General features: G+C 66.2%; 19 protein-coding genes. 9 read left to right on the top strand and 10 right to left on the bottom strand.

Annotated elements, in window-relative coordinates:
- Window positions 1–32: 32 nt before the first annotated feature.
- Both ACWMMN_RS03590 and purM read right to left on the bottom strand, forming a co-directional pair.
- Window positions 33–428, bottom strand: coding sequence for a YybH family protein (locus ACWMMN_RS03590; protein WP_059235989.1), 396 nt, complete (start codon window positions 426–428; stop codon window positions 33–35).
- Between the two features lie 106 nt (window positions 429–534).
- Complete coding sequence (gene purM, locus ACWMMN_RS03585) at window positions 535–1,590, bottom strand: phosphoribosylformylglycinamidine cyclo-ligase (protein WP_059235991.1); 1,056 nt, start codon at window positions 1,588–1,590, stop codon at window positions 535–537.
- A 250-nt stretch (window positions 1,591–1,840) separates the two neighbouring features.
- Between purM and hda the strand changes: the two genes are divergently transcribed.
- The 8 genes from hda (at window position 1,841) to ACWMMN_RS03545 (ending at window position 7,911) form a co-directional block, all read left to right on the top strand.
- Entirely contained in the window at window positions 1,841–2,575 is a 735-nt protein-coding gene (gene hda / locus ACWMMN_RS03580) for a DnaA regulatory inactivator Hda (protein WP_059235994.1), read from the top strand.
- A gap of 11 nt (window positions 2,576–2,586) precedes the next feature.
- Window positions 2,587–3,264, top strand: coding sequence for a histidinol-phosphatase (locus ACWMMN_RS03575; RefSeq protein ID WP_034182802.1), 678 nt, complete (start codon window positions 2,587–2,589; stop codon window positions 3,262–3,264).
- Window positions 3,265–3,269: 5 nt separating this feature from the next.
- On the top strand, window positions 3,270–4,808 hold the full coding sequence (gene pcnB / locus ACWMMN_RS03570) for a polynucleotide adenylyltransferase PcnB (protein ID WP_059235996.1): 1,539 nt from the start codon (window positions 3,270–3,272) through the stop codon (window positions 4,806–4,808).
- 35 nt (window positions 4,809–4,843) lie between these two features.
- Window positions 4,844–5,386 (top strand): 2-amino-4-hydroxy-6-hydroxymethyldihydropteridine diphosphokinase, encoded by a 543-nt coding sequence (gene folK, locus ACWMMN_RS03565; protein WP_006476832.1) that lies wholly within the window; start codon window positions 4,844–4,846, stop codon window positions 5,384–5,386.
- Window positions 5,383–6,069 (top strand): deoxynucleoside kinase, encoded by a 687-nt coding sequence (locus ACWMMN_RS03560; protein WP_059236000.1) that lies wholly within the window; start codon window positions 5,383–5,385, stop codon window positions 6,067–6,069. The genes folK and ACWMMN_RS03560 overlap by 4 nt, the downstream gene beginning before the upstream one ends.
- Before the next feature lie 43 nt (window positions 6,070–6,112).
- Window positions 6,113–6,928 carry a 3-methyl-2-oxobutanoate hydroxymethyltransferase gene (panB, locus tag ACWMMN_RS03555; RefSeq protein ID WP_486422977.1) on the top strand — a complete coding sequence of 272 codons (816 nt, stop codon included), beginning with the start codon at window positions 6,113–6,115 and terminating at the stop codon, window positions 6,926–6,928.
- 237 nt (window positions 6,929–7,165) lie between these two features.
- A complete protein-coding gene (locus ACWMMN_RS03550; protein ID WP_486423215.1) occupies window positions 7,166–7,465 on the top strand; it encodes a BPSL0067 family protein in 300 nt (99 codons plus the stop codon).
- Complete coding sequence (locus ACWMMN_RS03545; protein WP_226197022.1) at window positions 7,462–7,911, top strand: STY0301 family protein; 450 nt, start codon at window positions 7,462–7,464, stop codon at window positions 7,909–7,911. Before ACWMMN_RS03550 ends, ACWMMN_RS03545 begins: the two co-directional genes overlap by 4 nt.
- A 7-nt stretch (window positions 7,912–7,918) precedes the next feature.
- Here the strand turns inward: ACWMMN_RS03545 and ACWMMN_RS03540 are convergent, their stop codons facing one another.
- The 5 genes from ACWMMN_RS03540 to grpE all read right to left on the bottom strand — a co-directional run bounded on the left by ACWMMN_RS03540 (window position 7,919) and on the right by grpE (window position 14,361).
- A complete protein-coding gene (locus ACWMMN_RS03540; RefSeq protein WP_486422976.1) occupies window positions 7,919–9,871 on the bottom strand; it encodes a chorismate-binding protein in 1,953 nt (650 codons plus the stop codon).
- Between the two features lie 3 nt (window positions 9,872–9,874).
- Entirely contained in the window at window positions 9,875–11,011 is a 1,137-nt protein-coding gene (gene dnaJ, locus ACWMMN_RS03535) for a molecular chaperone DnaJ (protein WP_043189531.1), read from the bottom strand.
- Between the two features lie 265 nt (window positions 11,012–11,276).
- On the bottom strand, window positions 11,277–13,229 hold the full coding sequence (dnaK, locus tag ACWMMN_RS03530) for a molecular chaperone DnaK (RefSeq protein ID WP_174993216.1): 1,953 nt from the start codon (window positions 13,227–13,229) through the stop codon (window positions 11,277–11,279).
- Window positions 13,230–13,376: 147 nt separating this feature from the next.
- Window positions 13,377–13,805, bottom strand: coding sequence for a thioredoxin family protein (locus ACWMMN_RS03525; protein WP_486422975.1), 429 nt, complete (start codon window positions 13,803–13,805; stop codon window positions 13,377–13,379).
- Window positions 13,806–13,815: 10 nt separating this feature from the next.
- Window positions 13,816–14,361, bottom strand: a complete 546-nt coding sequence (gene grpE / locus ACWMMN_RS03520) for a nucleotide exchange factor GrpE (RefSeq protein WP_059236009.1) — start codon at window positions 14,359–14,361, stop codon at window positions 13,816–13,818.
- A 355-nt stretch (window positions 14,362–14,716) separates the two neighbouring features.
- On the opposite strand from grpE, the gene ACWMMN_RS03515 reads away from it, so the two are divergent.
- On the top strand, window positions 14,717–14,878 hold the full coding sequence (locus ACWMMN_RS03515) for a hypothetical protein (protein WP_174993215.1): 162 nt from the start codon (window positions 14,717–14,719) through the stop codon (window positions 14,876–14,878).
- On the opposite strand, the gene ACWMMN_RS03510 is transcribed toward ACWMMN_RS03515, so the two are convergent.
- From ACWMMN_RS03510 to hrcA, 3 genes are all read right to left on the bottom strand, one after another.
- Entirely contained in the window at window positions 14,850–15,257 is a 408-nt protein-coding gene (locus ACWMMN_RS03510; protein ID WP_342703640.1) for an RNA-binding S4 domain-containing protein, read from the bottom strand. The genes ACWMMN_RS03515 and ACWMMN_RS03510 overlap by 29 nt on opposite strands.
- Window positions 15,258–15,341: 84 nt before the next feature.
- Complete coding sequence (gene hemH, locus ACWMMN_RS03505) at window positions 15,342–16,406, bottom strand: ferrochelatase (RefSeq protein ID WP_059236013.1); 1,065 nt, start codon at window positions 16,404–16,406, stop codon at window positions 15,342–15,344.
- 135 nt (window positions 16,407–16,541) lie between these two features.
- A complete protein-coding gene (gene hrcA / locus ACWMMN_RS03500) occupies window positions 16,542–17,564 on the bottom strand; it encodes a heat-inducible transcriptional repressor HrcA (protein WP_011544637.1) in 1,023 nt (340 codons plus the stop codon).
- Window positions 17,565–17,576: the final 12 nt, after the last annotated feature.

Raw genomic sequence — 17,576 nt, 5'->3', positions numbered from 1 at the left:
CGGCGGGTGCCCCGCCACCCGTGCCGCCGCGTTCAATGCACGAGCGTCACGAGATTCGCATCGCGCACGAGTTGCCAGCGGCCGTCGGCCTTGCGGAAGATCGTCAGCGTATGGCCCGAGCGGCGGATCGTGTCGCCGCCCGGCGGCGTCGCCTCGATCTCGATGAAATTGCGCATGTACGCCCAGTCGCCGAGCACGCGCAGCTCGTCGATCCGGTAACGGCCGTCGACCTTCGGCGCATGCTCGGCGCCTGCGTTCGCGTCACGCGACGCGGCCGCGAACGCTGCCTTGTCGAACGGCGGCTTGCCGGCCACCATGAAGATCGCGTCGTCGGCGATCAGGTCAAGCACGGTCGCCAGATCGCCGCGCCGGCTCGACACGAACCAGTTGTCCACGAGCGCGCGGATCGCGTGTTCGTCTTCGGTCATCGTCGTCCCTCCTTCATCGGCGCGCGTCCGTACTGCACGCGCACCCGAAAAAAAAGCCGCCCGGATCGACTCCGGGCGGCTTTCCTTGCTGCATCTGCTGCTGCGGTCAGACTACGACCGTCTGCGCCTCGCCTTCGCGGGTCGCACGCACGGTGCCGATCTTCCACACCTGTTCGCCGGCGGCGGTCAGGTCGGCGATCGCTGCGTCCGCATCGGCCGCCGAGACGATCACGGCCATGCCGATGCCGCAGTTGAACACGCGGTGCATTTCGGCATCGGCGACGCCGCCGTGCTCCTGCAGCCACTTGAACAACGGCGGCAGCGGCCATGCGTTCTGGTCGAGCTCGGCGGTGAGGCCTTCGCGCAGCACGCGCGGGATGTTCTCGACGAGACCGCCGCCCGTGATGTGGGCCATGCCCTTCACCGACAGCTTCTGCATCAGCGCGAGCAGCGGCTTCACGTAGATACGGGTCGGCGCCATCAGCGCGTCGGCCAGCGAGCGGCCATGGAAATCGGCCGACAGGTCCGGGTTCGCGCGCTCGATGATCTTGCGCACGAGCGAGAAGCCGTTCGAGTGGATGCCGCTCGACGCAAGGCCCAGCACCACGTCGCCTTCGGCGATCGTGCTGCCGTCGATGATCTTGCTCTTCTCGACCGCACCGACCGCGAAGCCGGCCAGGTCGTACTCGCCGTCCGGGTACATGCCCGGCATTTCGGCCGTTTCACCGCCGATCAGCGCGCAGCCCGACAGTTCGCAACCCTGCGCGATTCCCTTGACGACCGTGGCGGCCGTGTCGACGTCGAGCTTGCCGCACGCGAAGTAGTCGAGGAAGAACAGCGGCTCGGCGCCCTGCACGAGGATGTCGTTCACGCTCATCGCGACCAGATCCTGGCCGACCGTGTCGTGTTTGTTCAGATGAAACGCCAGCTTGAGCTTGGTGCCCACGCCGTCGGTGCCCGACACGAGCACCGGCTCGTTGTACTTCTTCGGCACTTCGAACAGCGCGCCGAACCCGCCGATGCCGCCGAGCACGCCGTCGCGCAGGGTTTTCTTCGCAAAAGGCTTGATCTTGTCGATGAGCGCGTCGCCCGCGTCGATGTCGACACCTGCGTCGCGATAGGACAGACCCTGAGCGTCAGGAGCGGATTTCGGAGGATTCATGGGGGAATGCGAGAAGGTCGGTAAAATGCGATTTTACCCGAAGCCGGCCCGTTGGCCGGAATTCCCAGCACCGAATCGTCAGGGATTGCATCTTGGTCAACACGTCCCCGTTTTCAACGCCGAGCGAACCGCGCCGAAACCCGCGCGGCGCCGTGCGTGCGGCCGCGCGTGAAGCCCATGGAACCGCAGCCCCCGGCGCGTGCCCGGCGTACGGCGCGCGTATTTTCAACCGACCTGCATTGTGACTGTTGTGTCCCGTCAACTGACGCTCGATCTCGGCACGCCGCCGCCCGCCACGTTCGACAACTTCATCATGAACGAGGAGAACGACGAGCTCATCTCGCGCCTGCAGAAGCTCGACCTCGCGCTCGCGGCGGGCCCCGTGCCGGACCGGTCGTTCTACATCTGGGGCGAGCCCGGCAGCGGCCGCACCCACCTGCTGCAGGCGCTCGTGAGCGACGCGTCGTACGGCTACGCGCGCTACCTGACGCCGCAGAGCCCGCTCGGCGCGTTCACGTTCGATCCGCGCATCGGCATCTACGCGATCGACGACTGCGACCGGATGAGCGACACGCAGCAGGTCGCGCTGTTCAACCTGTTCAACGAAGTGCGCGCGCACCCGTCGAGCGCGTTCGTCGCGGCGGGCCCCGCAGCGCCGCTCGCGCTCGACGTGCGCGAGGATCTCCGCACGCGCCTCGGCTGGGGGCTCGTGTTCCACCTGTCGCCGCCGTCCGACGCCGGCAAGATCGCGGTGCTCAAGCTCGCCGCGAAAGAGCGCGGGATCGCGCTCACCGACGACATCGCCGCCTATTTGCTGACCCATTTCCGCCGCGACATGCCGAGCCTGATGGCCTTGCTCGACGCGCTCGACCGCTTTTCGCTCGAGCAGAAACGCGCCGTCACGCTGCCGCTGCTGCGCCGGATGCTCGCGCGTCCCGGCGACGACATCACACCACCGGGCACGGGCCCGAACCGCTTCGAGTAAAATGCGCTTCCATGACTAATCTGGCACTCTTTGACCTCGATCACACGCTGATCCCAACCGATAGCGACCACGAATGGGGCCGCTTCATGGTGAAGCTCGGCATCGTCGACGCGGAAAGCTTCTCGCGTCAGAACGATCAGTTCTTCGCCGACTACAAGGCCGGCAAGCTCGACATCCACGCGTACCTCACGGCAATGCTCACGCCGCTCGCGAAGTATTCGCGCGCGCAGCTCGCCGAATGGCACGAGCAGTACATGCACGAGGTGATCCGGCCCGCGATGACGCCCGCCGCGCTCGAACTGGTGCGCAAGCACCTCGATGCGGGCGACCTGTGCTGCGTCGTGACCGCAACCAACGAATTCATCACGCGCCCGATCGCGACCGCGTTCGGCGTCGATACGCTGATCGCGTGCGAGGTCGAGACGACCGACGGGCACCCCGATTCACCGTATACGGGCCGACCGACCGGCACGCCGAGCTACCGCGAAGGCAAGATCGTGCGGACCGAAGCGTGGCTCGCGTCGCTCGGCAAGCACTGGGACGACTTCGCGCACAGCTACTTCTACAGCGACTCGCACAACGACATCCCGCTGCTCGAGAAAGTCACCGACCCGATCGCGACCAACCCTGACGACACGCTGCGTGCGCATGCAAGCACCCGCGGCTGGCGTATCCTCGATCTCTTCTGAACGTCGTGATCAAAAAATTCATCCGCAAGCTGCTCGGCCAGGACGAAAGCGAGCAAACCTCTCCCGCAGCGGCCCCGGCCGACGAAGCGGCCCCTGCTGCCCCGCGCGCGCCGAAGGGCACCCGTGGCGGTGGCGCGAAAAAGCCGCGCAGCAACCATGAGCCGACCGTCGTGCCGGCCAGCGTGCACGGCATCAATCCGGCGCTGATCTCGAAGAACGCGGTGCGCGTGACCGACACGCTGCAGCAGGCAGGCTTTCGCGCGTTCATCGTCGGCGGCGCCGTGCGCGACCTGCTGCTCGGCATCGCGCCGAAGGACTTCGACGTCGCGACCGACGCGACGCCGACCGAAGTCCAGCGCCTGTTCCGCCGCGCGCGCCTGATCGGCCGCCGCTTCCAGATCGTCCACGTGCAGTTCGGCCAGGAACTGATCGAGGTGTCGACGTTCCGCGCGCTGGTCGATGCGCCGCCCGAAGCGGCCGCCGCCGAGCCGCCCAAGCGCCTGAAGCGCGACGAACTCGATCGCCGCACGCACGCGGTCGACGCGAGCGGCCGCGTGCTGCGCGACAACGTGTGGGGCGAGCAGCATGAAGATGCCGCGCGCCGCGACTTCACGATCAACGCGATGTACTACGACCCGTCGACGCAGACGGTGCTCGATTACCACGACGGGATGGCCGACATGCGCGCCCGCCTGTTGCGGATGATCGGCGATCCGGCTACCCGCTTCCGCGAGGATCCGGTGCGGATGCTGCGCGTCGTGCGCTTCGCGGCGAAGCTCGGTTTCGAGATCGAGCCGCACACGCGCGAGCCGATCAACGCGCTCGCCGACCTGATCAACAACGTGCCGGCCGCACGCCTGTTCGACGAAATGCTGAAGCTGCTGCTGTCGGGCCACGCGCTCGCATGCCTGACGCGGCTGCGCAAGGAAGGCCTGCACCACGGGTTGCTGCCGCTCCTCGACGTCGTACTCGAACAGCCGCAGGGCGAGAAGTTCATCACGCTCGCGCTGAACAACACCGACGCGCGCGTGCGCGCCGGCAAGCCGGTGTCGCCGGGCTTCCTGTTCGCGACGCTGCTGTGGCACGACATGCGCCAGCGCTTCGAGCAATACACGGCCGAAGGCGAAATTCCGGTGCCGGCGCTCCATCGCGCGATGGACGACGTGCTCGACATGCAGACCGAGAAACTCGCGATCCACAAACGCTATTCGGCCGACATGCGCGAGATCTGGGGCCTGCAGTTGCGCCTCGAGAAACGCTCGGGCCGCAGCGCGATGCGGCTGCTGGAACACCAAAGGTTTAGAGCGGGGTATGATTTCCTCCTGTTACGCTGCGAATCCGGCGAGCTCGATGCGGAAGTCGGACAGTGGTGGACGGATTTCATCGAAGGCGACGCGGCTGCTCGCGAGGCATTGCTCACGCAGGGCGGCTCGAAGGAAAAATCGCCCCGCAAGCGGCGCCGCCGCGGCGGTGTGCGAAACCGCCAGCCGGGTGAAGGTGCCGCCGAGCAGGCACCGGATACCTCGGGCGGTTCCGACGACTGACGCGCTCGCCGGCGAACGACGTAGGAAGTGATGCCATGACGGTTGCATATATCGGACTGGGGGCGAATCTCGGCGATGCGCGCCAGACCCTGAAGGACGCGGTGGTGTGCCTTGCGCAGCAGCGCACCATCTCGATCCTCGGCAAATCGAGCCTGTATCGCACGGCGCCCTTCGAAGCGGGCGGCGACGACTATTACAACTGCGTCGTCAAGCTCGACACGACGCTGTCGGCCCGCGAGCTGCTCGCGCTCTGCCAGAAGATCGAACATCACTTCGGGCGCGAGCGCCCGTATCGCAATGCGCCGCGCACGCTCGACCTCGACATCCTGCTGTTCGGCGCCGATTCGATCGACGAACCCGACCTGATCGTCCCGCACCCGCGCCTCACCGACCGTGCGTTTGCGCTCGTGCCGCTCGTCGAGATCGAGCCGGCGCTCGACATTCCCGCGCGCGGCCGTGCCGACGCCTTCCTCGCCGCCGTGGCAGACCAGCGCGTCGAGAAGGTGCAAACCTGCCAGTGCCTGATGCAGAAGGCACTCGCTGCCGGCGAAGACGCCGACAAGACCCGCTGCCGATGAACTCGACTCCGCTGACTGTCACCGCGCCCGACCTGCGCGCCCCGCACCGCTATCTCGTGATCGAAGGCCCGATCGGCGTCGGCAAGACGACGCTCGCGCGCCTGCTCGCCGAGCGCTGGTCGATGCAGACGCTGCTCGAACGCCCGCAGGACAACCCGTTCCTCGAACGCTTCTATCGCGACACCGCGCGCTACGCGCTGCCCGTGCAGCTGTCGTTCGCGCTGCAGCGCGCGCAGCAGGCGCGCGAGCTGATCGGCGCGCTCGAAACGGGCCGCCCCGTCATCGCCGATTTCATGCCGCAGAAGAACGACATCTTCGCGCGGCTGAACCTGCCGGAAGACGAATGGCAGCTGTATCGCTCGGTCGCGACGCACGTCGACGTGCCGCAGGCGCCGTCGCCCGACCTCGTCGTCTATCTGCAGGCGAGCCCCGAAGTGCTGTTCTCGCGCATCCAGAAGCGCGGGCTGCCGATGGAGCTGCAGATCAGCGATGCGTACCTGCGCTCGCTCGTCGACGCGTACAACGAATTTTTCTACCACTACGACCGCACGCCGGTGCTGACGGTCGCCGCGGAACACCTGAACCCGCTGGACTCCCCCGAAGATCTCGCCCTGCTGGTCGAGCGCATCGAGACGATGCGCGGCCGCAAGGAATTCTTCGTCAAGGGCGAGACGACGCGCTGACGCGTCCCGCCTGTCGTTCTTCACCCATCGACCCGGATTTCCCATGACCTATCTCCAGGAATCGAGCCGGCCTGCCGTGACGGTGCCCAAGCTGCAGGCAATGCGCGACGCCGGCGAGAAGATCGCGATGCTCACCTGCTACGACGCGAGCTTTTGCGCGCTGCTCGATCGCGCGGGCACCGACGTGCTGCTGATCGGCGATTCGCTCGGCAACGTGCTGCAGGGCCACACGACCACGCTGCCCGTGTCGCTCGACGACATCGCCTATCACACGGCCTGCGTCGCACGCGCGCAGCCGCGCGCGCTGGTCGTCGCCGATCTGCCGTTCGGCACGTACGGCACGCCGGCCGAGGCGTTCGCGAACGCGGTCAAGCTGATGCGCGCGGGCGCGCAGATGGTCAAGCTCGAAGGCGGCGAATGGCTCGCCGAAACGATCCGCTTCCTCGTCGAACGCTCGGTGCCCGTGTGCGCGCACGTCGGCCTCACGCCGCAATCGGTGCATGCGTTCGGCGGCTTCAAGGTGCAGGGCAAGACCGAAGCCGGCGCCGCGCAGCTGCTGCGCGACGCGCGCGCGGTCGAGGACGCGGGCGCGCAACTCGTCGTGCTCGAAGCCGTGCCGACGCTCGTCGCGTCCGAAGTCACGCACATGCTGAAGATTCCGACGATCGGCATCGGCGCAGGCGTCGACTGCTCGGGGCAGGTGCTCGTGCTGCACGACATGCTCGGCGTGTTCCCCGGCAAGCGGCCGCGTTTCGTGAAGGACTTCATGCAGGGCCAGCCGAACATACAGGCGGCCGTCGAAGCCTATGTGAGCGCGGTGAAGGACCGGTCGTTCCCCGGCCCCGAGCATTCGTTCTAATCCGGGCGACAGTGCCGTGGCGCGCTGGCGGCAAGCTGCGGCACACCGCTATTCGCACTGCCCCGATGGACAGCACATACTTTCTAACTCGTCCTATTTCTGCTCGCCTTCGTCGCTGAAACCATCCAGCCTTCGTCAATCGAAGGAGCGACAAAGATGGCTCACGTGCATGAGAAGGCGACTGAACTCGTCGGGCAAAAGCTCGCAGGCGACGGATAATGCGTCGCGCCGGTCAAAATTTACGCTTCCGTCGGCCCCACCGCCATCTGGCGCCCGGAGAAAAAAGCAAGCGGCGATCAGAGTCTCCGCGTTGGAACCGTCATTGCAACTTTCGAGAACGATCGCTACCCAAGCCGACCACACGGCAATCATGCAGCGGTCTATCTAGGCCAGGATGTCCGAGGTATCCACGTCGTTGAACAATGGCGTTCACTCAAGGCAATTCAGAGAAGAGGCATTCCGTTCAAAGGCAAGGACAAAAACGGCCGTTACATCGATCCGAGCAATAACGCCGATGCATTTTCGGTCGTGAAATGACGATGTTCATCCGCCCAACACCGTATCGGCTGCTCACCATCGCCGCGCTCGCATGCAGTCCGCTCGCCGCGTTACCCGCGTCCGCGGCAAGCACGGATTGCCCCACACGCATTGCCGTTACCCAGCAACTCGATGGTCAACCACCCGATGGCTGGAAAAACTTCGACACGCAAAACACCTATCCACTTGCCAGCGTCACCTTCTGGTCAGGGCCGCCGGATCGGATGATGTCGTTGCGGCCGAACCGCTCGCGTTCCGAGTCAAAAAGCGACATTCATATCTGGTCGCTTGCCGAAAACCGTGAAGACTACTGGGTTTCGTGCGACTACGGCAATACGAGCGTCGTAATCGCACGGCCACTGGGCAAACAGGCACAGACTTGCATCGCACGCTACAAAAGTGGGCACGCCATCGTACAAAGCTGGCAATGTACGCCGCAAAAGTAATCCGCGTTCAGGCCGGTGCGCAGCCGTGAATCAGCCGCGCTGCCATCGGCCCGCGCAACGCATTGCAGATCATCAACTCATCCGCGTTCAGCACATCATCGAGCATCAGCGCGCGCTCTTTTGCGCCTAGTGTCGGATCGTCGAGCAGCACGCCGCGCATCACGCCCGGCAGCACGCCGGACGCGAGCGGCGGCGTCACCCACTGGCCGTCGAGCTTCACGAACAGGTTCGAGCGCCCGCCTTCCGTCACCTCGCCGCGCTCGTTGACGAACAGCATGTCGAAGCCGCCCAGCGCCTCCGCCGCCTGCCACGCGCGGTCATATTCGGCGCGGCGCGTGGTCTTGTGCAGCAGCAGCGCATCGCTCGCGCAGGTCGGTGCGAAACCGTGCGCGGACGCCAGCATCACGCCGACCGGCCCTGCCGGCAACGCCTTGAGCGGCGCCGCGACGATTTCGACCGTGCCGTCCTTCGCGAGCGCGAGCTTCATCCGGTAAGCATCGCCGCCGTCGAGCGCCGCGCAGCGCGCGTCGATCTCGCGGCGCAACGCGTCGGCGTCGAAGCGGAAGCCGAACGCATCCGCGCTGCGCTGCAGCCGGGCGAGATGGCGGTCGAGATGGCGAATACCGTCCGCACGCGTGGCGGCCGTCGTTTCGAACAGCTGGAAGCCGGGATCGGCGTCCGTCAGGAATCGTGCCTTCAATTCGCACTCCGCATATTCGTCGGCCGCGACGCTGTCGAGCACGATGCCCGCGCCAACGCCCATCGTGCCGCGACGGCGACCGGTGATTGGCGTTGCCGGATTGCGTGCTTCGGCGCCGGCACCGGTCGCACCTTCGCGGTCAGCACCGTCGCCCGCAGCATCGAGCGTCAACGTGCGGATCGCGACCGACAGGCAGAAGTCGCCACAACCGGCCAGGCGATCACCCGTCGCGTCGGAATCGGCGCCTTGCTTCACGGCGTCGAGCCAGCCGATCGCGCCCGTATAAAGCCCGCGCGGCGTCGACTCGATCGCATCGATCAGCTGCATCGTCTGGTACTTCGGCGCGCCCGTGATCGACCCACATGGAAACAGCGCGCGCAGCATCTGCGCGAACGTCGTGCCATCGCGCCAGCCGGCCTCGACCGTCGACGTCATCTGCCACACCGACGCATACGGTTCGACGGAGAACAGCGCCGGCACCTTGACGGTGCCGGTTCGCGCGATCCGCGACACGTCGTTGCGCAGCAGGTCGACGATCATCACGTTTTCCGCGCGGTTCTTCGGATCGTTCGCGAGGAACGCGGCAGCTGCCGCGTCGTCGCGCGGATCGGCCGACCGCGGCGCGGTGCCCTTCATCGGCCGCGCACGCAGCACGTCGCCGTGCTTCTCGACGAACAGTTCCGGCGAACACGACACGACCCACGCGCCGCCGGGCAGCGCGATCAGCGCGCCGTACCGCACGGGCTGGCGCGCGCGCAGCCGCCGGTACAGCGCGAGCGGCGCGCCGAATACGTCGAAATTCAGCCGGTACGTGTAGTTGACCTGGTACGAATCGCCCGCGCGCAACGCGTCGTGCACCGCGGCGATCGCCGCGTCGAACGCGTCGCGCGATACACTTTTCGCGACATGCGCGACACCCGCGATCGACGGCGCACCGCCGCCGTCCTGCTGCGCAAGCCACGCGTCGACTTCGTCGCGCGACAGGCGCTCGCAATGCGCATACAGCAAAAAGCGCAGCGAGGCATGGCCCGGCTGCGCTCGTTGCAGGTTGCGTCCGAATTCGTAATCGCCGACGACGACCGCGTGCAGCCCGTCGCGCAGGTCCTGCGCGACCGCCGCATCGATTTCGTCGAGCTGCGCCGGGTCCGTGCACACGCGTTCGTGCACGAAGCCCGAATACAAACGACTCGACCGCGCGGACGCGGTCGAGTCGCAATCGTCCAAGAGCGCGAACGACGCGCTCTCGTTGCCTTCAGTCATGCTTTACTCGAAGAAGCTCTTCACACGGTCAAACCAGCTCTTGCTCTGCGGGCTGTGACGCGCGCCGCCCTCGGCCAGCGATTTCTCGAACTGCTTGAGCAGGTCGCGCTGGTTGTCGGTCAGTTTCACGGGCGTCTCGACCTGCACGTGCACGTACAGATCGCCCGCGATGCTCGAACGCAGCCCCTTGATGCCCTTGCCGCGCAGGCGGAACGTCTTGCCCGACTGCGTGCCTTCCGGCACCGGGAACGATGCACGGCCGGCCAGCGTCGGCACTTCGATCTCGCCGCCGAGCGCGGCGGTCGTGAACGGGATCGGCATCTGGCAGTGAAGATCGTCGCCGTCGCGCTCGAACACCGAGTGCGGCTTGATGTGGATCTCGACGTACAGGTCGCCCGGCGGCCCGCCGTTGATGCCCGGCTCGCCGTTGCCGGCCGAGCGGATCCGCATCCCGTCGTCGATCCCGGCCGGGATCTTCACTTCGAGCGTCTTGGTTTCCTTCACCTTGCCCGACCCGTGGCAATGCACGCACGGCTCGGGAATGTAGGTGCCCGTGCCATGACACTTCGGGCAGGTCTGCTGGATGCTGAAGAAGCCCTGCGACATGCGCACCGTGCCCTGGCCATGACAGGTCGGGCAGGTTTCCGGCTTCGTGCCGGGCTTCGCGCCCGACCCGTGGCACACCTCGCACGATACCCAGCTCGGCACGCGGATCTGCGTGTCGTAGCCGTGCGCAGCCTGCTCGAGCGTGATTTCCATGCTGTAGCGCAGGTCGGCGCCGCGGTACACCTGCGGGCCGCCACGGCCGCCGCGCGCGGCGCCGCCCGCAGCCTGACCGAAGATGTCGCCGAAGATGTCGCCGAACGCATCCGCGAAGCCGCCGAAGCCCTGTGCACCCGCACCGCCCATGTTCGGATCGACGCCCGCGTGGCCGTACTGGTCGTACGCGGCCCGCTTCTGACCATCCGACAGCATTTCATAGGCTTCCTTCACCTCTTTGAAATGCTCTTCCGCATCCTTGTTGTCCGGATTGCGGTCAGGGTGATACTTCATCGCAAGCTTGCGATATGCCTTCTTGATTTCGTCGTCGCTCGCATTCTTCGCGACACCCAGAACCTCGTAGTAATCCCGTTTCGCCATATCGATTCACTGTGCCGCCACGCATCGCGCACGCGGCGGCTCCTTTCGCCTGCAGTAAAGTCTCTCGACTCGTCTGGCGCTGCGCCGTCCGCGGACGGCTCGCGCAGCACCCGCCAAAAAACAAATGTGCCCGGAGGGCCGCGAAGCCCGCCAGGCGTGGAGTCGATCCGGCCATCCGGAAGGAAAGACAGACCGCTTTTCAGCCGCTGGTCAGTCGCGCCGCGCGCGTTTCCACGCGCGGCGTGCGGTGCCATTGCAACCCGGCTTAGTCCTTCTTCACTTCCTTGAACTCGGCGTCGACGACGTCGTCGGCAGCCTGCTGTGCGCCACCCGCGTGGGCCGCGCCTTCCGCTGCACCGGCCGCGCCAGCCGCACCTGCCTGCTGGGCCTGCATGTCGGCGTACATCTTCTCGCCGAGCTTCTGCGACACCTTGCCGAGTTCCTCGACCTTCGCGTCGATCGCCGCCTTGTCGGCCGACGTGTCCTTCAGCACTTCCTCGAGCGACTTCAGCGACGCTTCGATCGCTTCCTTCTCGCCCGCGTCCAGCTTGTCGCCGTACTCGGACAGCGCCTTCTTCGTGCTGTGGACCAGTGCATCGCCCTGGTTGCGCGAATCGGCCAGCTCGCGCAGCTTGTGGTCTTCCGCTGCGTTCGCTTCCGCGTCCTTGATCATCTGGTCGATTTCAGCTTCGGACAGGCCCGAGTTCGCCTTGATCGTGATCTTGTTTTCCTTGCCGGTCGCCTTATCCTTCGCGCCGACGTGCAGGATGCCGTTCGCGTCGATGTCGAAGGTCACTTCGATCTGCGGCACGCCACGCGGTGCGGGCGGGATGCCTTCGAGGTTGAACTCGCCGAGCAGCTTGTTGCCCGCTGCCATTTCGCGCTCGCCCTGGAACACCTTGATCGTCACGGCGCCCTGGTTGTCGTCGGCCGTCGAGTACACCTGTGCGTGCTTCGTCGGGATCGTCGTGTTCTTGCTGATCATCTTCGTCATCACGCCGCCGAGCGTCTCGATACCGAGCGACAGCGGGGTCACGTCGAGCAGCAGCACGTCCTTGCGGTCGCCCGACAGGACCTGGCCCTGGATCGCCGCGCCGACTGCGACGGCTTCGTCCGGGTTCACGTCACGGCGCGGATCCTTGCCGAAGAACTCCTTCACCTTTTCCAGCACCTTCGGCATGCGCGTCTGGCCGCCGACCAGGATCACGTCGTCGATGTCCGACACCTTCACGCCGGCGTCCTTGATCGCGATGCGGCACGGTTCGATCGTGCGCTCGACGAGGTCTTCCACCAGCGCTTCCAGCTTCGCGCGGGTGATCTTCAGGTTCAAGTGCTTCGGGCCCGACGCGTCCGCCGTGATGTACGGCAGGTTGATTTCGGTCTGCTGGCTCGACGACAGCTCGATCTTCGCCTTTTCAGCGGCTTCCTTCAGGCGCTGCAGCGCGAGCACGTCCTTCGACAGGTCGACGCCCTGCTCCTTCTTGAACTCGCCGATGATGTAATCGATGATGCGCTGGTCGAAGTCTTCGCCGCCGAGGAACGTGTCGCCGTTGGTCGACAGCACTTCGAACTGCATTTCGCCGTCGACGTCCGCGATCTCGATGATCGACACGTCGAACGTGCCGCCGCCGAGGTCATACACGGCGATCTTGCGGTCGCCCTTCTCGACCTTGTCGAGGCCGAACGCGAGCGCGGCTGCGGTCGGCTCGTTGATGATCCGCTTGACTTCGAGGCCTGCGATGCGGCCGGCGTCCTTGGTCGCCTGGCGCTGGCTGTCGTTGAAGTACGCCGGCACCGTGATCACGGCTTCCGTGACCGGCTCGCCGAGGTAGTCTTCGGCCGTCTTCTTCATCTTGCGCAGCACTTCCGCCGAAACCTGCGGCGGCGCAAGCTTTTCGCCGTGCGCTTCAACCCATGCGTCGCCGTTGTCGGCCTTGACGATGGTGTACGGCATCAGGCCGATGTCCTTCTGGACTTCCTTCTCTTCGAAGCGGCGGCCGATCAGGCGCTTCACCGCGAACAGCGTGTTCTTCGGGTTGGTCACCGACTGACGCTTGGCCGGCGCGCCGACGAGCACTTCGTTGTCGTCCATGTAGGCGATGATCGACGGCGTGGTGCGCGTGCCTTCCGAGTTCTCGATGACCTTGACCTGGTTGCCTTCCATGATGGCGACGCACGAGTTCGTGGTGCCGAGGTCAATACCGATGATCTTTCCCATTTTTCCTAATCTCCAGAAATGCTTGTTTGCTGCACGAAACCCCGCGTTTTTGGGCGGTTTCGCACGCCAGAATTCAACTCTGTTCCCGAAATGCGTCCGTCCGGTCCGTTTTCAAGACCCGGCGAGCGATGCGGATATTAAATTTTTTCAATCGCCGCCGGCCAGCGGATCACCGGCCGGCGGATCGCCGGCCGCCGCCGCCGCGACCTTCGCCCGCGCCGCCGACACGGCCGCCTGGAACTGCGCGAGGCCATGCCAGCCCGTCGCGCGGCCCAGCCGCTTGCCGCGGTGGAAGAAGAACCACGTCGGCACGCCGTGCAGCCCGAAGCGGCGCCCCAGCTGATGGTGTTCGTACACGTTGCAATGGAACCACTTCAGAGCCAGCGCGCGGATCGCGTCGGGCTGAGCGAGCATCGCCTTCTTCGCGATCTCGCAGTTGAAGCAGTCGACGCCCCAGAAGAACACCACCGCCAGCGCGTCGCCCGCGCCGCCGATGGCCGCGTCGAACGTGCCGGCGTCGAGCGCCTGCATGTCGAACGCGTCGAACGCGGCCGGATCGACGCCGGCGGGCACCATCCCGGCAGCCTTACTTCGGCTGGGCGACGGTGACGAGCGCCGGACGCAGCACGCGGTCGGCGATCGTATAGCCCTTTTGCAGCACGGTGACGACGGTGTTCGGCTCCTGGTCGGCCGGCACCATCGAAATCGCCTGGTGCTGATGCGGATCGAACTTCTCGCCGACCGGGTTGAGCGCGACGACGCGGCCCTTCTCGAGCGCGCTCGTCAGCTGGCGCAGCGTCAGCTCGACGCCTTCGCGGACCTTCGCGATGTCGCCGGACGTGTCGCTGACGGCCGCTTCCAGGCTGTCCAGCACCGGCAGCAGGTGTTCCGCGAAGCTCTCGATCGCGAACTTGTGCGCCTTCGACACGTCGTCCTGCGCGCGGCGGCGGACGTTCTCGGTCTCGGCCTTCGCCCGCAGGTAGCTCTCCTGCAGCTCGGCGACCTTGGCTTGAGCCTCCGCGAGCGCCGCGTCGGCTGCTTCGGCGGCGGGAGCGGCGCCTTGCGCCGCCTGCTTCTCGCTGCCGATGTCTTCGGCCGATTGGGTAGCCGGGTTCTCTTGCGTGTTTTCCATGTCGCTGAAAGTCGATTAGAGGTTGAAGCCAAATCGGCAACCGCCGGACCGTATACCCGGCGGAACCGCACATTGTTGGTGCAAATAAGGGCGAAAACTGCGATTTCAAGAGGGTTATTCGCCGGCATTCGCCAATGCCGCGAAACAACCGCGCCGCCCGGCGGGGCGTGGCCCGCACAGTCCACCAGATCGGGCGAAACCGGCTGTAACAACGCTTACCTGGCAAGTACTAGCTTGGCACAGGCCCGCTGCACTACACTCCAGTCAAGCGTCGGAAAAGCGTGTTTACCCCTAGCTGACCGCCGCCTGACATCCACCTGGCGCCGTTTTCACCCTTGAGCCCGAGGGGAGTACCGTGAAACTGACCTTTGCGATATCGGTGGTCGCGCTGGTACTCATTGCCGGCACCACCACCATCTGCCTGTCCGGAGCCGTTACCGACCGCACGACCGAATACGGCAGCGCGCGGGCGACATTCGACCAGATGTTCAGCGCCCACCCGAAAATCTGTCGATGATGCGCCGGTCGCGCTTCGTCGGCCGGCCGTGCAGTTCGGCCGCCGGCTCGCGATACGTGCGGCGCCGCTCCAGTTCGGCGAGCCGCGCGGCCCGCCCTGCTTCCGTTTCCGCGTAAAGCGCCTGCGCGACGCTCGCAGGCCCGCGCACGTCGCACACGCCCAGCACGGCAATGTGCCAGACGATGCCGTCGATCGCAATCTCCACCTCGTCGCCCACCCGCACGTCCTTCGCCGGCTTGACCGCCGCGCCGCCGATCTTCACGTGCCCCTTGTCGACCGCATCGGTCGCGAGCGAGCGCGTCTTGAAGAAGCGGGCCGCCCATAGCCATTTGTCGATGCGCAGCTTCGCGCCGGGGTCCGTGGAAATCTGGTAGTTCATGTCAGCCTCCGCCGGGCCGCCCCAAGGAGGCTGACCGCCCCCTCGGGGGGCAGCGAGCAAAGTGAGCGTGGGGATCGTTTCATCTCAGTTCACCGTTTCGGGCTGCGCGGCCTTGACCGGCCAGCCCTGCAGATTCTCGGCGACGATCTCGCCGACCGCGCCGATCCACGCGGGCGCGCCGTTCAGGCACGGAATGCGGTGGAACGTCTTGCCGCCGCCGGCGAGGAACGCGTCGCGCACTTCCATGCCGATCTCCTCGATCGTCTCCAGGCAATCGGCCGTGAAACCAGGACAGAACACGTCGGCCCGCCGCACGCCGGCCTCGCCGAACTCGCGCAGCGTCGGCGCGGTGTACGGCTGCAGCCATTCGGCCTTGCCGAAGCGCGACTGGAACGTCACGCGGCATTCGGTCGTCGACAGCCCGAGCGCGGCCATCAGCAACGCGCCCGTCTGCTGGCACTGGTCGTGATACGGGTCGCCGAGGTCGAGCGTGCGCTTCGGCACGCCGTGGAAACTCAGCACGAGCTTGTCGCCGGCCGCGAAATCGGGGCGGCCGTGCTGCGCCCAGTACTGGCGCACCTGCTCGGCCAGCGCATGGATATAGGCCGGATGGTCGGCGTAATGCCGTACCGTGCGCACTTCCGGCTGGTTGCGCATGCGCGCGAGCGCGTCGAAGGCGGCATCGAAGGCGGTGGCCGTGGTCGACGCCGAGTATTGCGGATACATCGGCATCAGCAGCACGCGCTCGACGCCCGCGCGCTTGAACTGCGCGAGTGCGTGCGAAATGCTGGGGCTGCCGTAGCGCATCGCGTAGTCGACCGTCACGTGATAGCCGTTCGACGTGAGCAGGTGCCGCACGCTGTCGGTCTGGCGCTCGGTGTACACGCGCAGCGGCGAGCCCTCGGGCATCCAGACGGCCGCGTATTTCTTCGCGGACGCGCGGCCGCGCAGCGGCAGGATCAGCGTGCGCAGCAGCACCTGCCAGACGGCCTGCGGAATCTCGACGACGCGCGGATCCGACAGGAATTCGGCGAGGTAGCGCCGCACCGCACGCGGCGTGGGCGCGTCGGGCGTGCCGAGATTGATCAGCAGCACACCGATGCGATGGGCAGCCGCGATGCTCGAAGGCGGCTCAAGATCGAAACGCATGGGCAAGAACGTGCTCGGGGCACGGGACCGGACGGCTCTCAATTATAGCGGGCCGCCCCGTGCCGTTCGGCCGACTGTCGGCGCGTGCGGCATTGCGACACGATGACGGGGCGGGATCAGGCTGCCGATTGCAGCCTATTGCTGGCTCAGCGTGAGCGACAGCAGGCGCGCGGTGATGTCGACGATCGGGATCACGCGGTTGTACGCCATGCGGGTCGGGCCGATCACGCCGAGCGTGCCGACGATCTGCCCGTTCACCTCGTAAGGCGCGGTGACGACGCTCATTTCCTCGATCGGCACGAGCGTCGATTCGCCGCCGATGAAGATCTGCACGCCCTGGGCGTGGCTCGACACGTCGAGCAGTTGCAGGAGGCCCGTCTTTTGGTCGAACACGTCGAACAGCTTGCGCAGCCGCGCCATGTCGGACGACAGATCCGCCACTTCGAGCAGGTTGCGCTCGCCGGAAATCAGCACGGTGTCCTCGGTGTCGGGCACCTCGGTACTGGCCGTCACGGCCGCGTGCATCAGCGTGGTCATGTCGCCGCGCAGCTGGTCGATCTCGTCGCGCAGGCGGCGGCGCACTTCGTCGAACGACAGGCCGGCGAAATGCGCGTTGATGTAATTGGACGCCTCGGTCAGCTGCGACGGCGAATAGTCGCGCGGCGTCGCGAGCATCCGGTTCTGCACGTCGCCCTCGGGCGTGACGATGATCAGCAGGATGCGCTTGTCGGACAGGCGCATGAACTCGATCTGCTTGAACACGTGGCTGCGGCGCGGCGTCAGCACGACGCCCGCGAACTGCGACAGGTTCGACAGCACGCTCGCGGCGGCCGCGACCACCCGCTGCTGCGGCTCGCCGGCCTGCAGCGTGTTCTGCACCTGCCGCGCGACGGCTTCGGCGTCGATCGGCGCCTCGACCGTCAGCATCGTGTCGACGAACAGCCGGTAGCCGCGCGGCGTCGGCACGCGGCCGGCCGACGTGTGCGGGCTCGACACGAGGCCGAGCTCCTCCAGGTCGGACATCACGTTGCGGATCGTCGCCGGGCTCAGCTCGAGCCCGGAATAACGGGACAACGTGCGCGATCCGACTGGCTGACCGTCGGCGATATACCGTTCGATCAGGGTTTTCAGGAGGGTTCGTGCGCGAGGATCTAGCATGGTGGAAAATTT

Source organism: Burkholderia cepacia complex sp. TUM26381, assembly GCF_057439935.1.
Note: the sequence above shows the minus strand (reverse complement) of the source record. Positions and strands in the feature narration are given on the sequence as shown.

What these genes read in the sequence shown, in the direction of transcription:
- ACWMMN_RS03545 (WP_226197022.1), top strand. Translation starts at nt 7,462, where the DNA reads ATGACGATGTTCATCCGCCCAACACCGTATCGGCTGCTCACCATCGCC.
- folK (WP_006476832.1), top strand. Translation starts at nt 4,844, where the DNA reads ATGACGGTTGCATATATCGGACTGGGGGCGAATCTCGGCGATGCGCGC.
- ACWMMN_RS03575 (WP_034182802.1), top strand. Translation starts at nt 2,587, where the DNA reads ATGACTAATCTGGCACTCTTTGACCTCGATCACACGCTGATCCCAACC.
- dnaJ (WP_043189531.1), bottom strand. Translation starts at nt 11,011, where the DNA reads ATGGCGAAACGGGATTACTACGAGGTTCTGGGTGTCGCGAAGAATGCG.
- purM (WP_059235991.1), bottom strand. Translation starts at nt 1,590, where the DNA reads ATGAATCCTCCGAAATCCGCTCCTGACGCTCAGGGTCTGTCCTATCGC.
- ACWMMN_RS03590 (WP_059235989.1), bottom strand. Translation starts at nt 428, where the DNA reads ATGACCGAAGACGAACACGCGATCCGCGCGCTCGTGGACAACTGGTTC.
- hemH (WP_059236013.1), bottom strand. Translation starts at nt 16,406, where the DNA reads ATGCGTTTCGATCTTGAGCCGCCTTCGAGCATCGCGGCTGCCCATCGC.
- ACWMMN_RS03560 (WP_059236000.1), top strand. Translation starts at nt 5,383, where the DNA reads ATGAACTCGACTCCGCTGACTGTCACCGCGCCCGACCTGCGCGCCCCG.
- hrcA (WP_011544637.1), bottom strand. Translation starts at nt 17,564, where the DNA reads ATGCTAGATCCTCGCGCACGAACCCTCCTGAAAACCCTGATCGAACGG.
- ACWMMN_RS03525 (WP_486422975.1), bottom strand. Translation starts at nt 13,805, where the DNA reads ATGGTGCCCGCCGGCGTCGATCCGGCCGCGTTCGACGCGTTCGACATG.
- dnaK (WP_174993216.1), bottom strand. Translation starts at nt 13,229, where the DNA reads ATGGGAAAGATCATCGGTATTGACCTCGGCACCACGAACTCGTGCGTC.
- grpE (WP_059236009.1), bottom strand. Translation starts at nt 14,361, where the DNA reads ATGGAAAACACGCAAGAGAACCCGGCTACCCAATCGGCCGAAGACATC.
- ACWMMN_RS03510 (WP_342703640.1), bottom strand. Translation starts at nt 15,257, where the DNA reads ATGAACTACCAGATTTCCACGGACCCCGGCGCGAAGCTGCGCATCGAC.
- ACWMMN_RS03540 (WP_486422976.1), bottom strand. Translation starts at nt 9,871, where the DNA reads ATGACTGAAGGCAACGAGAGCGCGTCGTTCGCGCTCTTGGACGATTGC.
- panB (WP_486422977.1), top strand. Translation starts at nt 6,113, where the DNA reads ATGACCTATCTCCAGGAATCGAGCCGGCCTGCCGTGACGGTGCCCAAG.